This is a genomic window from Serratia sp. LACPHL-BACT-2024-00286 (genome assembly GCF_043109535.1).
Classification (GTDB): domain Bacteria; phylum Pseudomonadota; class Gammaproteobacteria; order Enterobacterales; family Enterobacteriaceae; genus Serratia; species Serratia sarumanii.
Window position 1 is genome coordinate 129002 of the sequence record NZ_JBICNA010000007.1, and the last position, 16592, is coordinate 145593.

Consider the following 16592-nt stretch of genomic DNA (forward strand, 5'->3'; position numbering starts at 1 on the left):
GATCAATGGCTCCCCGTGGTCTGCGCCAATTCGGCCAACAGTGGCCAGCGCGTCATCATTTGCGTTAACCGCTCCTGCCGGGAAATATCGACATAGCTTAATTTCGGCAATGAAAAAGCCTGGCTGAGCGCCTGCAGGTCATCCTGGCTCTCCCCAGGCGCCGCTGCACGAAAATGGGTGGGTGCGTTATTCATTCTTCCGCCTTGGCGAAAATAGGCTATGTTAATTAACTATAGCAACGATACAAAAAGAGAGAGGCAATAAGATGATTCTCAACAAATATTGTTGCAGAGCGTAGGAGATTTGTTATTGCCAGAGTAAAAATGGCTATCTTTAAATATAAACGCCTTTAGTCGGCTTTCAACGAAAGTAGAACACATCCTATGGCGCACTCTTTTTCTCTAGGCATTCGGCAGATTTGGGAAGAGCTGTCGGTGATGCAGGCCCCCGGGCTTTATTGGATCAATATCGACAGGCAAAGCGACGCCGCGCTGCTGTGTCGCCAGGTCATCGCCGCCCAGCCGGCCACCCGCAAAGTCGCCCTGATCTGCAGCGGCGACAAACCCGACCGCCTGTTGGCCGAGCTGGCTTCGCCCGCGTTGCAGAAGCTGCCGCTGTATCAATTACCGGAGAAAAAAGCCGCGCTGACGCAGTTGAGCGACGATCTGATGCGCGCCCTGCGGCCGCAAAATCGCTTACTTATCCTGCTGGCCCACGCCAGCCTGTGGCAAACCTTCACCACCGAAGAGCTGCGTGAGTGGACGCGCGCCCTCGCCGCCTGGCTGCGGCGGCAGGGCTGCACGCTGTTGATCCTCAGCCACGGCGGCGGCATCAATAAGCTCAAAGGGCAGCTCAGCGCGCAGCATCGCATCCTGAACGGCCTGTCCAGCCTGCAATGGCAACAGGACAGCGCGCAATATCTGGTGAACTGGTGGAGCACCGAAAACGGCATCAACGCCAATCAGCTGCTGACGCTGTACGCCGCGGAAGGCGGCTGGCAGGGTGAGGATGAAAACAGCCAACCCTCCCCCACCGCCTTGCGCAGCGATGAAGGCCTGTATCTGGCCGAGCGCAGCATCCTGGAAGGCGCGCCACCGCTGTCCGCCAACTGGCAGTTGCTGGACAGCAACGACGAACTGGCGCAGCACGGCATGCTGAGACTCTCGGCGACGTTGATTTTCGCGCTGTACCAAAGCGACCAAATCGATCACCTGGCGCACCAGATCCACACCCTGCGCCGCAGCCGCGGCAACGGCCTGAAAATCGCGGTGCGCGAGATGAGTGCCAGCCTGCGCTACAGCGACGAGCGGCTGCTGCTGGCCTGCGGCGCCAACCTGATCGTGCCGCACGTCGCGCCGCTGTCGCGTTTTCTGACCATGCTCGAGGGCATCCAGGGGCAGCGCTTCTCGCGCCATGTGCCCGCCGACATCGATGCGCTGCTGGCCGGCTTGCGCCCGCTGCAGCTCAAAGGCTATATGCGGCCGGAACCGTTCAGCCAGGCGGTGCTTTCGCTGATGGGTAACACGCTGCTGCCCGAGGACGGCAAAGGCGTGATGGTGGCGCTGCGGCCGGCCACCGGCCTGCGCGCCGAACAGGCGATGACCCTGTGCCACCTGCGGCGCTTCGGCGACGTGATGACCGTGGTACAGGGGCGGCTGGTGCTGTTTCTCTCCACCTGCCGCATCAACGATCTGGATACCGCGCTGAGGTTCATCTTCCGCCTGCCGGTGGATGAAGCCTTCAGCAACCGGGTGGTGTGGCATCAGGACGTCGATATCATTTCGGAAATCAAACGTATGGCCCAGGGGCGCTGGCAGATTTCGGCCACCGGCACCGCCGGCGCCGCGCCGCGCCCCCGCGAGACGGCGGCCGAGGCGCCCGCAGAACGGCGGCAGCCGGTCGCCTTCACGCTGACGCTCGGCCCGCAGGAGGAACCGCATGCTGAACCTTAACGACATCGTGCAACTGATCCTGCTGTGCGCGCTGATCTTCATCCCGCTGGGCTACGCCTTTCACCGGCGTTTTCCGCATTTGCGTCAATACTGGCAAAACCTGTTGTTATCGCCGCGCTATTTGAAATCCGCCGGTTTGTGGGTGCGCACAGGCTCCTCATCTCAGATTAAACGTAAGAAGCAGCCATGAATCCAAACTCGAAGACGCAATCCGATAACGCTCTATGGCGCTACTGGCGCGGACTGGGCGGCTGGAACCTGTACTTTCTGGCCAAATTCGCCCTGCTGTGGTTCGGCTACCTGAACTTCCACGCGCTGCCGAACCTGGTGTTCATGGCGTTTCTGCTGATGCCGATCCCGTCGCAGCGCCTGCATCGCTGGCGCCATTACCTCGCCATTCCGATCGGCATCGCGTTGTTCTACCACGACACCTGGCTGCCGGGCATCAACAGCATTCTCAGCCAGGGTTCGCAGCTGGCCGGCTTCAGCGCCCAGTACCTGCTGGAGCTGATCGGCCGCTTTATCAACTGGCAAATGATCGGCGCGGCCTTCGTGCTGTTTATCGCCTACCTGTTCGTCGCGCAGTGGGTGCGCGTCACGGTGTTCACCGTGGCGGCGCTGGTGTGGCTCAATATCGTCAACATCGCCGGACCGGCAGTCTCGCTGCTGCCCGCGACCTCCACGGCCGCGGCCGGCGGCGCCAATACGCCGGCCACGTCTGCGCCGGCGGCGGGGGATGCTGCGCCGGCAGACAGCCTGCCGCCGACCAGCACCAACCTGACGGCCTACCTGAACCAGTTCTACGAGCGAGAAAAAGGCCGCACCACCGCGTTCCCGGCCAGCTTGCCCGCCGATGCCCAGCCGTTCGATCTGCTGGTGATCAACATCTGTTCGCTGGCCTGGGCCGATATGGACGCGGTCAACCTGCAAAATCACCCGCTGTGGTCGAAGATGGACATCATGTTCGACAACTTCAACTCGGCCACCGCCTACAGCGGCCCGGCGGCCATCCGTTTGCTGCGCGCCAGCTGCGGCCAGCTTTCGCATCGCGATCTGTATCAGCCGGTGAACCAGCAATGTTACCTGTTCGACAACCTGGCGAAGCTCGGCTTCAAGGAACAGCTGATGCTCGATCACTCCGGGGTGTTCGGCAACTTCCTGAAAGAGCTGCGTGAACAGGGCGACATGCAGGCGCCGCTGATGTCGCAGGCCGGCATCGGCAACGAGCTGACGTCGTTCGACGGCGAGCCGATTTATAACGATCTCGAATTGCTGACCCGTTGGCTGGATCAGCAGCAAAAAGGCGGTGACGGCCGCACCGCCACCTTCTTCAACGTCATCCCGCTGCACGACGGCAACCGCTTCGTCGGCTCCAACAAGAGCGCCGACTACCCGCCGCGCGCGCAGAAGCTGTTCGATCAGCTGAACACCTTCCTCGATCAGTTGGAGAAATCCGGCCGCAAAGTGGTGGTGGTGATCGTGCCGGAACACGGCGCGGCGTTGGTGGGCGACAAGATGCAGATGTCCGGCCTGCGCGACATTCCCAGCCCGAATATCACCCATACGCCGGTCGGCATCAAACTGGTGGGCATGAAGGCGCCGCATCAGGGCAGCCCGCTGCAGATCAAAACGCCGAGCAGCTATCTGGCGCTGTCTGAACTGGTGTCGCGTCTGGTGGACGGCAAGGTCTTCAGCGAACCCAGCGTCGACTGGCAGGCGCTGACCCAGGGGCTGCCGCAGACCCCGGTCATCTCCGAAAACGACAACGCCGTCGTGATGCTGTATCAGGGCAAGCCCTACATTCGCCTGAACGGCGGCGACTGGGTGCCTTATCCGCAATAAGCGCGGCCTCATTCACCCAAAGCACGCCGCCGGCGTGCTTTTTTATTGGGTTTTTATAATAAAAATGGCGAACGCTATCGGCCGAAATAAACTTATTAACAGCAACCCGTTGAATTCTATTATTCGATTACTATTATCATGCGAAGATTCTTAAAAATATAACGTTTTGTCAGAATGACGTTAAGAGCATAATTTAAAAGACGGGTTGTCACGATCGTCTACTGACCAACCCCTTGATTGAATAATAAAAAACGCCGGCGCTGTGCCGGCGTTTGGTTTAGACAGGAAAATCCGGCGCTTCACGCCCCCGGATGTTCGTCCTGATCGACCGCAAAGCAGGCCACCATCTGCTCACCGTACTGTTTGAGCTGCGGCTGCAGCTGAACGCAGGTGCCGAAGGCGCGGCGGCAGCGGGCATTGAACGCACAGCCCGGCGGCGGATTCATCGGGCTGGGCAGCTCGCCGGTCAGCTTGATGCGCTCGCGGCGCATATCCGGATTCAATCGCGGCGTCGCCGACAGCAGCGCCTGAGTGTACGGATGGCGCGGATTGTTGAAGATCGCCTCTTTGCTGCCCTTTTCCACGCAGCGGCCGAGGTACATCACCATCACCTCGTCGGCGATGTGCTCCACCACCGACAGATCGTGCGAGATGAACACATAGGACAGCCCCAGATCCTGCTGCAGATCCATCATCAGGTTCAGCACCTGAGCGCGCACCGACACGTCCAGCGCCGACACCGGCTCATCGGCGATCACCACGTCCGGGTTCAGCATCAGCCCGCGGGCGATGGCGATACGCTGACGCTGGCCGCCGGAAAACATGTGCGGGTAGCGATCGTAATGCTCGGTCTTCAGGCCGACCTTCGCCATCATCTCCAGCGCTTTTTCCCGCCGTTCGGCGGCGCTGAGCGACGTGTTGATCAACAGCGGCTCCTCGAGGATCTGCCCGACCTTCTTGCGCGGGTTGAGCGATCCGTAAGGATTCTGGAACACGATTTGGATCTTCTGGCGCCGCAGCTTCTCGGCAGAGGCGTCCGGCTTCAGCAGATCTTGCCCCTGATAGTACAGCTCGCCGCCGGTCGGCACTTCGATCATCGTCAGCAGGCGGCCGAGCGTCGATTTGCCGCAGCCCGACTCACCAACCACCGCCAGCGTTTTGCCGCGCTCCAGGGTGAAGGAGACGCCGTCCAGCGCCTTGACCAGCCGCTCCGGCGCGAACAGGCCCTTTTTCACCGGGTAATGCTTCTTCAGGTCAATCGCCTGCAGTAAAGGTTGATTCTGGCTCATACGGTCGGCCTCCCCGCATCATCCAGCGGTGTGTGACATTTAACCTGACGGCCGGGAATGCTGCGCAGTTCCGGCTCCTCGTTGCGGCAGCGCTCGTTGGCGTAGGGACAACGCGGGTTGAGCAGGCAGCCGGTCGGGCGATCGTATTTGCCCGGCACCACGCCCGGCAGCGAAGCCAGCCGCGCCTTGTCGGCGGCGAACTCCGGCAGCGCGCGCAGCAGCGCCTGGGTATAGGGGTGGCGCGGGGCGCGGAAAATCTCCGCCGCCTTGCCGGATTCCACCACCTGGCCGGCGTACATCACGATGATGTGGTGCGCGGCTTCCGCCACCAGCGCCAAATCGTGGGTGATCAGCAGCAGCGCCATGTTTTCGCGCTGCTGCAGATCCAGCAGCAGTTCGATGATCTGCGCCTGGATGGTCACGTCGAGCGCGGTCGTCGGCTCATCGGCGATCAGCAGCTTCGGCCGACAGGCGATGGCCATGGCGATCATCACGCGCTGGCTCATGCCGCCGGAAAGCTGGTGCGGGTATACGTCCAGCCGCGAGGCCGGATCGGGAATGCCCACCTGGGTCAGCAGGTCGATAGCGCGCTGGCGGCGAGTGCGGCGGTTGCCGCCCTGATGCACCTTCAGCGCCTCCATGATCTGATAACCGACGGTATAGCACGGGTTCAGGCTGGTCATCGGATCCTGGAAGATCATTGCCACTTCAGAGCCCACCAGCTGGCGGCGCTCTTTTTCGGAGATCTTGCGCAGATCCTGGCCGTTGAACTCCAGCTTGTCGGCCATCACCTTGCCGGGGAAATCGATCAGGCCCATGATCGCCAGCGAGCTGACGGATTTGCCGGAGCCGGATTCACCGACGATGCCGACCACCTGACCTTGCTCCACGCTGTAACTGATGCGGTCTACCGCGCGGAACGGGGTGCCTTCGTCACCGAAGTGCACCGAAAGCTTGTCTACATTCAATAACGCCATCTCTCTCGTCCTCTGTTACTGCTTGAGTTTGGGGTCGAGAGCATCACGCAAACCGTCCCCCATCAGGTTGAATGCCAGCACCGTCAGCAGGATCGCCACGCCGGGGAAGGTCACCACCCACCAGGCGCTTTGCGCGAACTGCAGCACGTCGGAGAGCATGGTGCCCCACTCCGGCGTCGGCGGCTGCGCGCCCATGCCCAGAAAGCCGAGAGCGGCCATGTCCAGAATGGCGTTCGAGAAACCGAGAGAAGCCTGCACGATCAAAGGCGCCAGGCAGTTAGGCAGAATATTGACGAACATCTGGCGCAGCGCGCCGGCGCCCGCCACCCGCGAAGCGGTGACGTAGTCGCGGTTCACCTCCACCAGCACCGCTGCGCGCGTCAGACGCACATAGTGCGGCAGGGCGACGAAGGTCAGCGCCAGCGAGGCGTTGACGATCGACGGCCCGAATACCGCCACCAGCACCAGCGCCAGCAGCAGGCTCGGCAGGGCCAGCATGATGTCGACGACGCGCATGATAATCGCGTCCACTACGCCGCCGAAGTAACCGGCCAGCAGGCCGAATATCACGCCCATGATCAGCGACAGCACCACCACCAGGCAGCCGACCAGCAGCGACAGGCGCGCACCGTACATCAGGCGCGACAGCACGTCGCGGCCCACGTCGTCGGTGCCGAGGATATATTGCCAGCTGCCGCCCTCTTGCCACACCGGCGGCTTGAGCAGCGCGTCGCGGAACTGGTCCGCCGGCGCATGTGGCGCCAGCACGCCGGCGCCGAGCGCGATCACCAGCATCAGAACGATATACACCAGGCCGACCACGGCCCCTTTATTGCGCTTGAAATAGTGCCAGAACTCCTGAAACGGGGTCATCGGCTTCGGCGCACCTTTAACTGCAGACTCAGTGATTTGAGACATGAGAGCGCCCCTTATTTCTTGTGGCGAATACGCGGGTTGACCACGCCGTAGAGCACGTCTACCAGCAGGTTAACCAGAATGATCATACAGGCGACCAGCAACACCCCGCCCTGCACCACCGGGTAGTCGCGGCGCTGCAGCGCGTCGATCAGCCAGCGGCCCAGCCCCGGCCAGGAGAAGATGGTTTCGGTCAGAATGGCGCCGGCCAGCATGGTGCCGACCTGCAGCCCGATCACCGTCACCACCGGCAGCAGCGCGTTGCGCAGCGCGTGAACAACGATCACCCGCATGCGGCTCACGCCCTTGGCGCGCGCGGTGCGGATGTAGTCTTCGCCCAACACCTCCAGCATCGAGGAACGGGTCATGCGCACGATCACCGCCAGCGGAATGGTGCCCAGCACGATGGCCGGCAGGATCATGTGCATCACCGCGTCGACGAAGTCGCCCGGCTCGCCCCAGATCAGGGTGTCTATCAGCATGAAGCCGGTCAGCGGCTGGCTGTCGTCGAGGAAGACCGTGTCGCTGATGCGCCCCGACACCGGCGTCAGGTTAAGCTGCACCGACACCAGCATGATCAGCATCATGCCCCACCAGAAAATCGGCATCGAATAGCCGGTCAGCGAGATGCCCACCGCGGTATGGTCGAAGACCGAGCCGCGTTTGACCGCCGCCAGCACCCCGACCGGGATGCCTACCAGCACCGCGAAGATCATCGCGCAAATGCCCAGTTCCAGCGTGGCCTGAAAGCGCGGAACGAACTCGCTCCAGACGGAGATGCGGCTTTTGAGGGAGGTGCCCAGATCGCCTTGCAGCACGTTGGACACGTAGGAGAAATATTGTTGATAGAGCGGCTTGTCCAGCCCCATTTCCGCCATCAGCTGCGCGTGGCGCTCGGCGGAGATACCGCGTTCCCCGGCCATGATGGTCACCGGGTCGCCGGGGATCATATGGACGAATGCAAAAGTCAGCAATGTAATGCCGATAAACGTTGGGATAACTAACCCCAAACGTCGGAGTATGAACTGCAACATATCCCGAACTCTCTGTATCAATGCCCGGCAGCTCATCGTCCGCCAGGCTTATTAACGCTCACATGCCTTTGAACGATTCGACGGCCATACGCCGGAGACTGGTCAGCAGGGGCGCAAACCTGTTGCGCCCCTGCAAGTCCATTCGTGCGTCTCCGGTAAAGCGGTCGAAATCAGTCTACAGAGACATTCTCGAAGTGATGCTTACCGAGTGGATCCACGACGTAGCCTTTCACTTCCTTACGCACAGGCTCGTACACGGTGGAGTGTGCGACAATCAGCGCCGGAGCCTGATCGTGCATCACCACCTGCGCCTGCTTGTACAGTTCGATGCGCTTGTCGTGGTTGGATTCGGCGCGCGCCGGTTGAATCAGATCTTCAAACGGCTTGTAGCACCAGCGGGAGTAGTTGGAGCCGTCTTTCGCCGCCGCGCAGCTGAACAGCGTGGCGAAGAAGTTGTCCGGATCCCCGTTGTCGCCGGTCCAGCCCATCATCACCGTCTGGTGCTCGCCCGCTTTGGCGCGCTTGAGGTATTCACCCCACTCATAGGTCACGATTTTGGCTTTCACGCCGATCTTGGCCCAGTCGGCCTGGATCATTTCCGCCATGCGGCGCGCGTTCGGGTTGTAAGGACGCTGTACCGGCATCGCCCACAGGTCGATGCTGAAACCGTCGGCCATACCCGCTTCTTTCAGCAGCTCTTTCGCCTTGGCCGGATCGTAAGCGTAATCCTGCACCGCGTCGTTATAGCCCCACATGGTCGGCGGGATCAGGTTCTTGGCCGCCTGGCCCGCGCCCTGATAAACCGCATCGATGATCGCCTGCTTGTTGACCGCCATGGTCAACGCCTGACGCACCTTCAGGTTATCCAGCGGTTTTTTCTCGACGTTGAACGACAGGTAGCCCACGTTCAGGCCCGGCTGCTCCATCAGGTTGATGGACTTGTCTTGCTTCATGCGGGCGATATCGGCCGGGTTCGGGTACGGCATCACCTGACATTCGTTTTTCTGCAGTTTGGCGTAGCGCACGGAGGCGTCAGGCGTGATGGAGAACACCAGGCGATCGATCTTCGGCTTGGTGCCCCAGAAACCGTCGAATGCCTTGTACAGGATCTTGGAGTCTTTCTGGTATTGCAGCAGCTGGAACGGGCCGGTGCCGATCGGGTTCAGGTCGACCTTCTCCGGCGTGCCGGCTTTCATCATCACGTCGGCGTATTCGGCGGACAGGATGGACGCGAAGTCCATACCCAGGTCAGCCAGGAACGGCGCTTCCGGGCGGTTCAGCACGAAGCGCACGGTGTTGTCGTCCACTTTTTCAATCTTGGCGATCAGCTTAGGCATGTCCATGCCTTCAAAGTATTCGTAGCTGCCGCCGGACACTTTGTGATAGGCGTTGTTCGCATCCAACTGGCGTTCAAAGGAGAACACCACGTCGTCGGCGTTGAAATCGCGCGTCGGTTTGAAGTCTTTGCTGCTCTGCCACTTCACGCCTTTGCGCAGGTGGAAGGTGTAGGTTTTGCCGTCTTCGCTGACGTCCCACTTCTCAGCCAGGCCCGGCTGCAGTTCGGTGGTGCCGATTTTGAATTCGACCAGGCGGTTGTAGATCGGTACCGAGCTGGCGTCGTAGGTGGTGCCGGAGGTAAACAGCTGCGGGTTGAACCCTTCCGGGGAACCTTCAGAACAGTAAACCAACGTCTTGGCCTGTACGCTGGCCGCCACGGTCAGCGCGATCAGCCCAATGCCGAATTTCAGAACCCCCGATTTACCCAAGGAACGTGTCATCGTTAGTGCTCCATTGTGTGATGTGATGTGTGTCATTGCCGCCAGACCTGTATTTTTTATTGCGTGGCCTGTGCGATCGGCGCCCGAAGGCAGAAGGTGTATGAGGAGAGAATGCCGGATGGAACGCATCGCGGCGGGGACGTCTGAGCGCGTGGAATTCACTCAAACAACTCTCGCTCTTACCCCTGAGGCTATCAAGTTGCCAACTGTTTGGGGTGTCGTCAATATAACCAGTGGGGATTTACGCAGACTGTGAGAAACAGCAAACAAACATAAAAAAAACCTTTTGTTAACACTTCCAGCATGAAAATTTATGCTAAGCGGACATTTTCAGCGCATTGGTCTGACCCTCACAAACTTACTGGTTTTTAACTCCGTTAAAAAACGCCAAAACTTTGTTGCTGAATGATGAATATCTGAACGGTTATTTTTGTGATCGCCGTTAAAGACAGGAGGAAATGCTGAGGGATTACCCAAAAGGGTGAGTCCGATGAGCGCGTTTTGCGCCGGGCAGGCCCACAATCTGTGCGGCGTAAAAAAACTTTCGGCGGCGAAAAAGCCGGGGGCGAAAGGATATCCCCCGGCAACGCACTGCAACCGATTATTGAACGCCGGCGCTGTTGCCCAGGCTGGCGTTCATGCTGTTGAGAATATCGCCGTTGTCCGCGTCGATCTCCCAGGAGAACAGGCCGCCCAACTGCTTATCCAACACGTACTTGCCTTTGGCCTGCACCGAGCGGGCATCGTCGAAGGTGATCAGATCGCCGGTGGAAGGTTTGAACACGTAAGGCGCTTCCGCCGTGGCGTCGTAGGTGTACTGCCAATCGCCGCTCATGAACTGGCTGGCGATTTGGCGGTAGTCCACGATGCCGTTCTCCCAGGTGCCTTTAACCGGCCCGGTGGCGGTGCCGGTGAACGGAATGTTGTTCTGGTAGCCGTTCACCCCGGTCCAGCCGCGGCCATACATGGCGGTGCCGACCACGATCTTGCCCGGCTTGACGCCCTGCGCCAGCAGCGCATTGACGCCGTTCACCGTGGTGTAGGCGGTGTCCGGTTTCCAGGCCGGCGCATTCAGCGCGGTCTGATGCCCCAGGTTTTTCAGATCGAAGGCGCCGTAGAAGTCGTAGCTCATCAGGAAGATGTGATCCATCGAGTTCTGCGCGACGTTGTAAGCCACCTTGTCGATCTTGTCCTTGCCGGCGCTGATGGCGGAGGTCAGCTCATACTTGCGGCCGGTTTCCGCCGACAGCTGATCCAGCATCGCCCGCAACTCCTTCATCAACAGCACATAGGTCTCCCCGTCTTGCGGGCTGCCCAGGTTCGGGTTGGCGCCGTTGCCGCCCGGGAACTCCCAGTCGATATCCACGCCATCGAAGAACTTCCAGGTCTGCAGGAACTCTTTCACCGAACCGACGAAGCGATCGCGCTTCACCTTGTCGCCCATAAAGAAGAACGGGTCGGACAGCGTCCAGCCGCCGATCGACGGCAGGATTTTCAGGTCAGGATGCGCCTGCTTCAGCGCCATCAGCTGGCCGAAGTTGCCCTTGTAGGGGTCATCCCAGGCGGTCACGCCCTTCTGCGCTTTTTGCAGCGCGGCGAACGGATCGTGGATCGAGACTTTGAAGTCCTCGCGGCCCTGGCAGGAGCGCTGCAACGCCTGGAAGCTGCCTTCGATCTCTTTCAGGCTGTCGTTGATGCCGTTGCCGCCGCAGATCGGGATAAAGCCGTACAGCAGATGGGTCAGGTTCTGCGCCGGGATCTTATCGACGGTGAAATTGCGCCCGTAAACGCCCCACTCGACGAAATAAGAGCCGACCACTTTGCCGGAATTCTGTTTATAGGGTTTATTCTTTTCCAGCAGCGGCTCTTTCAACGGCGCCAAATGGCTGCCGTCGGTGTCGGCCACCACAATTTCGGTGGCGTCGCTGGCGGTGCAGCCGTCGGCATTGCATAACGCCACCTGCATTTGATAACGGCCGCCTTTATTCACTTTAAAATTCGCCGTACCGGAAGCGCCGGTTGAAGGGCCGCTCCACGCCTCTTTGCCATTCAATAAAATTTTTGCCGTCGTACCGGTGTCGCCATTCCATAAATTCCAGGAGACCGAAACGTCGGCGGCATTTTTTACCTTCACCAGATTATTATAAGCGGTGGCCGCCTGATCGACTTCGACGATGGCGAACTTGGTGTTGCCCCAGGCGATGGTCGGCTTGCCCGGCGCGGCGGCCTGCGCCGCGGAACACAGCGTGCTGCCGATCACCAGCGCCAACAGCGGTTTATTAAATTTGCGCATAACTGATTCCTTATTCCGAGAGGATAAACATAAAAGAGTTAATCGTCGCCACGCATTGCCGGAGCGAAATGATTCCGCAATAATCCACGAAGATTAACGTTAATAAATAATCACGGTATTTTCCACGCGGCGGGAATAATACATCCCGCGTTGTCCATTCAGACTATAGGTAAAAAAAGCGTGAAAACAAGAGCGCTATCAACCGGGTTTTATTCGGCAAGCATGAATTTATTTAAATATGGAAATAAGAACCTAAAGGGAATAAGGAGTGTGAATTAATTAAGCGTAAAGGATAAATATATTTCACGAGGACGGTAGATTGAGGCACGCCATAAAGCGAAGCCGGCCATATCGGTGGAGGTACTCATCCTCATAAACCGCAGGCGAAAAAAAACCTGCTTTAAAAAGCAGGTTTTTCGAATGGTGGTCGGCGAGAGAGGATTACGCGCATCGTTGATGCGCGCCCTGCGGGCCGTTGCCAAAGCAACGTTGTCTCGCTTCGCGAGGCTCGAACCTCCCGCGGAGGTGCTCATCCTCATAAACGACGGGCGAAAAAAAACCTGCTTTAAAAAGCAGGTTTTTCGAATGGTGGTCGGCGAGAGAGGATTACGCGCATCGTTGATGCGCGCCCTGCGGGCCGTTGCCAAAGCAACGCTGTCTCGCTTCGCGAGGCTCGAACCTCCTGCGGAGGTGCTCATCCTCATAAACGACAGGCGAAAAAAAACCTGCTTTAAAAGCAGGTTTTTCGAATGGTGGTCGGCGAGAGAGGATTCGAACCTCCGACCCACTGGTCCCAAACCAGTTGCGCTACCAAGCTGCGCTACTCGCCGATGCGGGGCGCATCTTACTGCTGGCGGTTATAGGCGTCAATCACTTTTTTGCCCCTGCATTTCAAGTGGTGATAAAAGCGCCATAATGCGCTGCGCCGGGGGCTGCGCAGCGTATTTTGCTCAGGCTTTGGCCGGTTTCAGCGCCGGCGTCTGCGCGCGCAGGAACGGCAGCAGGAACAGCGCCGACAGGCAGGCGGCGATGGAAATCACCACGAAGAAGCCGTTCCAGTGCCAGATCTCCATCACCCGCGCGATCGGGTAGCCGGACAGCGCCGCGCCCAGGTAGGCGAACAGGCCGACAAAACCGGTCGCCGCGCCCGCCGCATCCTTGTGCGAGCACTCCGCCGCCGCCATGCCGATCAGCATCTGCGGGCCGAAGATGAAGAAACCGATGGCGAAGAAGCAGCAGGCCTGCAGCAGGTAGGTCACGCCCGGCATCAGCCACAGCGCCGCCACCGACAGGAAGATACCGATGGCGAAGATCAGGTTCATCGGGCCGCGGTTGCCGCGGAACAACTTGTCGGAACCCCAACCGGCCACCAGCGAACCGATAAAGCCGCCCACTTCAAACAGCGAGATGGCCGAGTTGGCGGTCATCAGCGAATAGCCCTTTTCCTGCGTCAGGTAGAGGTTGCCCCAATCGTTGATCGCGGTGCGCACGATGTACACCAGCACGTAAGAGACCGCCAGCAGCCAGATGTACTTGTTGGTCAGCACGTAGCGTTTGATGATCTCGCGGTTGCTCAGCCCCTGGCCTTCCGATTCCTGCACCAGCTCCATGGCGTCGTTGCGCCATTTGCCGACGCTCGGCAGCCCCAGGGTGGATGGCTTGTCGCGCAGGCGCCAGCACATCAGCAGGCCAAGCACCACGCCGATGATACCGGGGATGATCATGCCGTAACGCCAGCTGAAGTGCAGCGAGATAAAGCCCACCAGCAGCGGGATCAGCGCGCCGCCGACGTTGTGCGAGGTGTTCCAGATCGCCCACCAGCCACCGCGCTCGGAGCGCGAATACCAGCTGGTGAGGATTTTGGAGCACGGCGGCCAGCCCCAGCCCTGGAAGAAGGCGTTGAGGATCCACAGCGTGCCCAGCATCAGCAGCGACGAACTGAGGCCGAAGAAGATATTCAGCACCCCGGTCATGATCAGGCCCAGCCCCATAAAGTAACGCGGGTTGGAGCGATCGCTGATCATGCCGGAAATGAATTTCGAGCAGCCGTAGGTGATGTAGAACAGCGTGCCGAGGATGCCGACGTCGGACATCGTCAGGCCCAGATCGCTCAGCATCGCCGGCATGATGAAGTTGAAACTTTTGCGCGTGAAGTAAAACGCGGCGTAGCCGATGTACATGGTGCACATCAGCTGGATGCGCCAGTATTTGTAGCTGGCGTCGATCTGCCGTTGATCGGTGACCTGCGGCGCGTCCGGGCGGCTTTTAAGGAAAGACCACATGTGGAACCTCAGAGGATTGAATAAAGTGCCGCTATGATGCTCCGCGCGCGCGCGGGAGGCTTACGCCGGATTCCCGACGCGGTTAGGAGTTTTTCCTAGTTTTGCGTTTGCGCCGGCGAAACTGTGGGCAAGATCACACTCAAACAGGCGCCCCCCTCATCGGTGAACCGCAGGCTGCCGCCGAGGGCGCTGATGCGCTCCTGCATGCCGCGCAGGCCATAGCCCGGCTGATGGTTTTCCTCATCGAAGCCCACCCCGTTGTCGCGGATGGTCAGGGCGATCTGCGGCGCGGCGCCTTTGCGCGGCTGCAGGCGCGCATCCAGCTCCAGGCGGCTGGCGCCGGCGTGGCGGCACACATTGGTCACCCCTTCCTGGCACACCCGGTACAGCGTGATTTTCAGCGTTTCATCCAGCAGCTCGTCCGGCACCTGCCACTGCAGGCTGCTCACCAGCGACGCGTCCTGCGGCAGCGACTCCCGCAGCATCGCCGCCACCGCCGCCGACAGCGGCAGGTTGTTCAGCGCCGCCGGCCACAGCTGAGTCAGCACATCATGCACCCCGTCGTAGACCCGCAGCGCCAACGCATCGATGGCGTCGGCGCAGCCGACCACCGCCGGCTCCGGCGCCAGGCGTTTGACGATGCTGGCCTGGGTGCGAATCACGGTGATGGTCTGCCCCACTTCATCGTGCAGCTCACGCGCCACCTCGCGCCGGGTTTGCTCCTCCGCCGTCACCAGCGCCCGCGCCAGCTGGCGGTTCTCCGCCAGCCGCAGCCGCAGTTGCTGATTCAGCTCGCGCTGGCGCTGAATGCCGGCGCCCAGCAGCAGCCCGGTCAGGCTTTGGGCCAGCAGCGACAACAGCAGATCGCGGTGCGACTCCGGCTGCGGCGGCTCGTTGACCATCAGCGCCACGCCGTTGAGCAGCGTCGCCAACAGCGCGCCCTGCCAGCCGTAGCGGTAAGACATGAACACGATAGGAATGGCCAGGCAGAAAGGCGCAAAGCGCCGCAGCTCGGCGGCGTTCACCTGCTGCTGCAGCCAGATGCTGAACGCAAACAGCAGCAGGTAGCTGGCCAGATGGCCCAGACGCAGCTCCACCGGCTTGTGGATCAGCCCCGGCTCCAGCGGCACCCAGATTTGGCGCGCCAGATAGTGCCACAACAGCAGGCAGGTCGGTGCGATGGTGAAACCGCCAGTCAGGCCGAGCAGCAGCGCGCGGGCGCCTTCACCGCTCACCAGCTGCCACACCAGCGCCTGCAGCAAGGCGGCGGCGCCCACCACCGCGCCCTGCAACAGTGGCCAGCGCCATTCGCTGTCGCTCTGCTGATGGCGCAACAGCCACGGCGAGGCCAGCAGGCTGAGCAGCACCGTCAACACCAGCACCGCCACCGACGCCCACAGCGCCGGGCCGTAACCGAACTGGTCCGCCAGCAGCGCCATCAGCAGCAGGTCGGCCAGCAGGATCCCCGGCCAGAAACGGTACGGGCTCTGCAGCAAAATACCCATGCGCAGGCCGAACGGGAACAGCAGCAGCGCCTGCCAGGGCGGGTCGATCAGCGCGGTGCCGATGCCCCACAGGCAAAACGCGCTGGCGGCGTAGATGAAAAACAGCGCCAGCTGGGTGATCAGGCGCTGCGTCACAGGTTCAGCATCCGTCTGGCCAGCTCGACGTTGTTGTTGATGCCCAACTTGGCGAACAAATTGGCGCGATGCACATGCACCGTCTTCGGCGACAGCCCCAAGGCGGCGGCGATCTCGCGCACCTCCTGGCCCTGCGCCAGCAACAGCGCGATCTCGCGCTCGCGGCGGGTCAACGGATCGACCCTCACCCGCGCCAGCTGCTGCGCGATTTCCGGCATCAGGTAAACGCCGCCGCCGGCGACGGTGCGCACCGCGGTGATCAAATCTTCCGGCTTGCAGCGCTTGGAGAGAAAGCCGCCGGCGCCGCGATCCAGCGCCATTTCCACCAGCGCCGGGTTATCGTGCATCGACAGCATCACCACGCGGATGCCGGAGGGAATGTCCGCCAACAGATCCAGCCCGCTGCCGTCCGGCATCGAAATGTCGCAGATGCAAACGTCCACCTCCAGCCCCGGCAGGCCGGCGCGCGCCTGCGCTGCGCTGCTGAACTCGCCCACCACCTGAATATCGGCCTCCAGCGACAGCAGCTGCACGAAGCCCGAACGCACAATGTCATGATCGTCGATAAACGCCACGCGCAGGGTCATGGA

General features: G+C 60.7%; 13 protein-coding genes, 1 tRNA gene and 2 other RNA genes. 3 read left to right on the forward strand and 13 right to left on the reverse strand.

Annotated features, from left to right (window positions below):
* Positions 1 to 2 precede the first annotated feature (2 nt).
* A complete protein-coding gene (gene bcsR, locus ACF8MC_RS20320) occupies positions 3 to 194 on the reverse strand; it encodes a cellulose biosynthesis protein BcsR (RefSeq protein WP_033649881.1) in 192 nt (63 codons plus the stop codon).
* Positions 195 to 383: 189 nt separating this feature from the next.
* Here bcsR and bcsE point away from each other — a divergent pair, with 189 nt between their 5' ends.
* From bcsE to bcsG, 3 genes are read left to right on the forward strand one after another with little or no spacing between them, the layout of a single operon-like run.
* The gene (bcsE, locus tag ACF8MC_RS20325) at positions 384 to 1952 is read left to right on the forward strand and encodes a cellulose biosynthesis protein BcsE (protein WP_060429067.1); all 1569 of its coding nucleotides are present in this window, start codon (positions 384 to 386) and stop codon (positions 1950 to 1952) included.
* Positions 1939 to 2142, forward strand: a complete 204-nt coding sequence (gene bcsF / locus ACF8MC_RS20330) for a cellulose biosynthesis protein BcsF (protein ID WP_004934139.1) — start codon at positions 1939 to 1941, stop codon at positions 2140 to 2142. The genes bcsE and bcsF overlap by 14 nt, the downstream gene beginning before the upstream one ends.
* On the forward strand, positions 2139 to 3794 hold the full coding sequence (gene bcsG / locus ACF8MC_RS20335) for a cellulose biosynthesis protein BcsG (protein WP_164105535.1): 1656 nt from the start codon (positions 2139 to 2141) through the stop codon (positions 3792 to 3794). Before bcsF ends, bcsG begins: the two co-directional genes overlap by 4 nt.
* Positions 3795 to 4093: 299 nt before the next feature.
* Here bcsG and dppF read toward each other — a convergent pair whose 3' ends face one another.
* The 12 genes from dppF to uhpA form a co-directional block, all read right to left on the reverse strand.
* Complete coding sequence (gene dppF, locus ACF8MC_RS20340; RefSeq protein ID WP_033636613.1) at positions 4094 to 5083, reverse strand: dipeptide ABC transporter ATP-binding subunit DppF; 990 nt, start codon at positions 5081 to 5083, stop codon at positions 4094 to 4096.
* Positions 5080 to 6060, reverse strand: a complete 981-nt coding sequence (dppD, locus tag ACF8MC_RS20345; RefSeq protein ID WP_004934132.1) for a dipeptide ABC transporter ATP-binding protein — start codon at positions 6058 to 6060, stop codon at positions 5080 to 5082. The genes dppF and dppD overlap by 4 nt, the downstream gene beginning before the upstream one ends.
* Before the next feature lie 15 nt (positions 6061 to 6075).
* Positions 6076 to 6978 (reverse strand): dipeptide ABC transporter permease DppC, encoded by a 903-nt coding sequence (gene dppC, locus ACF8MC_RS20350; RefSeq protein WP_025304838.1) that lies wholly within the window; start codon positions 6976 to 6978, stop codon positions 6076 to 6078.
* Between the two features lie 11 nt (positions 6979 to 6989).
* The gene (dppB, locus tag ACF8MC_RS20355; RefSeq protein WP_033636611.1) at positions 6990 to 8009 is read right to left on the reverse strand and encodes a dipeptide ABC transporter permease DppB; all 1020 of its coding nucleotides are present in this window, start codon (positions 8007 to 8009) and stop codon (positions 6990 to 6992) included.
* 170 nt (positions 8010 to 8179) lie between these two features.
* On the reverse strand, positions 8180 to 9787 hold the full coding sequence (gene dppA, locus ACF8MC_RS20360; protein ID WP_019452584.1) for a dipeptide ABC transporter periplasmic-binding protein DppA: 1608 nt from the start codon (positions 9785 to 9787) through the stop codon (positions 8180 to 8182).
* A 601-nt stretch (positions 9788 to 10388) separates the two neighbouring features.
* Positions 10389 to 12080, reverse strand: a complete 1692-nt coding sequence (locus tag ACF8MC_RS20365) for a glycosyl hydrolase family 18 protein (RefSeq protein WP_033653995.1) — start codon at positions 12078 to 12080, stop codon at positions 10389 to 10391.
* 424 nt (positions 12081 to 12504) lie between these two features.
* Positions 12505 to 12633, reverse strand: a non-coding RNA gene (locus tag ACF8MC_RS20370) — RtT sRNA.
* Positions 12634 to 12669: 36 nt separating this feature from the next.
* A non-coding RNA gene (locus tag ACF8MC_RS20375) (RtT sRNA) lies at positions 12670 to 12798 on the reverse strand.
* A gap of 35 nt (positions 12799 to 12833) precedes the next feature.
* Positions 12834 to 12910: transfer RNA gene (locus ACF8MC_RS20380), tRNA-Pro, on the reverse strand.
* Between the two features lie 120 nt (positions 12911 to 13030).
* A complete protein-coding gene (locus ACF8MC_RS20385) occupies positions 13031 to 14362 on the reverse strand; it encodes an MFS transporter (RefSeq protein WP_041037243.1) in 1332 nt (443 codons plus the stop codon).
* 95 nt (positions 14363 to 14457) lie between these two features.
* Positions 14458 to 16002: a signal transduction histidine-protein kinase/phosphatase UhpB gene (uhpB, locus tag ACF8MC_RS20390; protein ID WP_164105465.1), complete on the reverse strand. Its 1545-nt coding sequence runs from the start codon at positions 16000 to 16002 to the stop codon at positions 14458 to 14460.
* The gene (uhpA, locus tag ACF8MC_RS20395; RefSeq protein ID WP_049235495.1) at positions 15999 to 16589 is read right to left on the reverse strand and encodes a transcriptional regulator UhpA; all 591 of its coding nucleotides are present in this window, start codon (positions 16587 to 16589) and stop codon (positions 15999 to 16001) included. Before uhpA ends, uhpB begins: the two co-directional genes overlap by 4 nt.
* Positions 16590 to 16592 lie beyond the last annotated feature (3 nt).

Excerpts from the sequence above, each read along its gene's own strand:
- bcsR (WP_033649881.1), bottom strand. The coding sequence starts at position 194 with ATGAATAACGCACCCACCCATTTTCGTGCAGCGGCGCCTGGGGAGAGC.
- bcsE (WP_060429067.1), top strand. The coding sequence starts at position 384 with ATGGCGCACTCTTTTTCTCTAGGCATTCGGCAGATTTGGGAAGAGCTG.
- bcsF (WP_004934139.1), top strand. The coding sequence starts at position 1,939 with ATGCTGAACCTTAACGACATCGTGCAACTGATCCTGCTGTGCGCGCTG.
- bcsG (WP_164105535.1), top strand. The coding sequence starts at position 2,139 with ATGAATCCAAACTCGAAGACGCAATCCGATAACGCTCTATGGCGCTAC.
- dppF (WP_033636613.1), bottom strand. The coding sequence starts at position 5,083 with ATGAGCCAGAATCAACCTTTACTGCAGGCGATTGACCTGAAGAAGCAT.
- dppD (WP_004934132.1), bottom strand. The coding sequence starts at position 6,060 with ATGGCGTTATTGAATGTAGACAAGCTTTCGGTGCACTTCGGTGACGAA.
- dppC (WP_025304838.1), bottom strand. The coding sequence starts at position 6,978 with ATGTCTCAAATCACTGAGTCTGCAGTTAAAGGTGCGCCGAAGCCGATG.
- dppB (WP_033636611.1), bottom strand. The coding sequence starts at position 8,009 with ATGTTGCAGTTCATACTCCGACGTTTGGGGTTAGTTATCCCAACGTTT.
- dppA (WP_019452584.1), bottom strand. The coding sequence starts at position 9,787 with ATGACACGTTCCTTGGGTAAATCGGGGGTTCTGAAATTCGGCATTGGG.
- ACF8MC_RS20365 (WP_033653995.1), bottom strand. The coding sequence starts at position 12,080 with ATGCGCAAATTTAATAAACCGCTGTTGGCGCTGGTGATCGGCAGCACG.
- ACF8MC_RS20385 (WP_041037243.1), bottom strand. The coding sequence starts at position 14,362 with ATGTGGTCTTTCCTTAAAAGCCGCCCGGACGCGCCGCAGGTCACCGAT.
- uhpA (WP_049235495.1), bottom strand. The coding sequence starts at position 16,589 with ATGACCCTGCGCGTGGCGTTTATCGACGATCATGACATTGTGCGTTCG.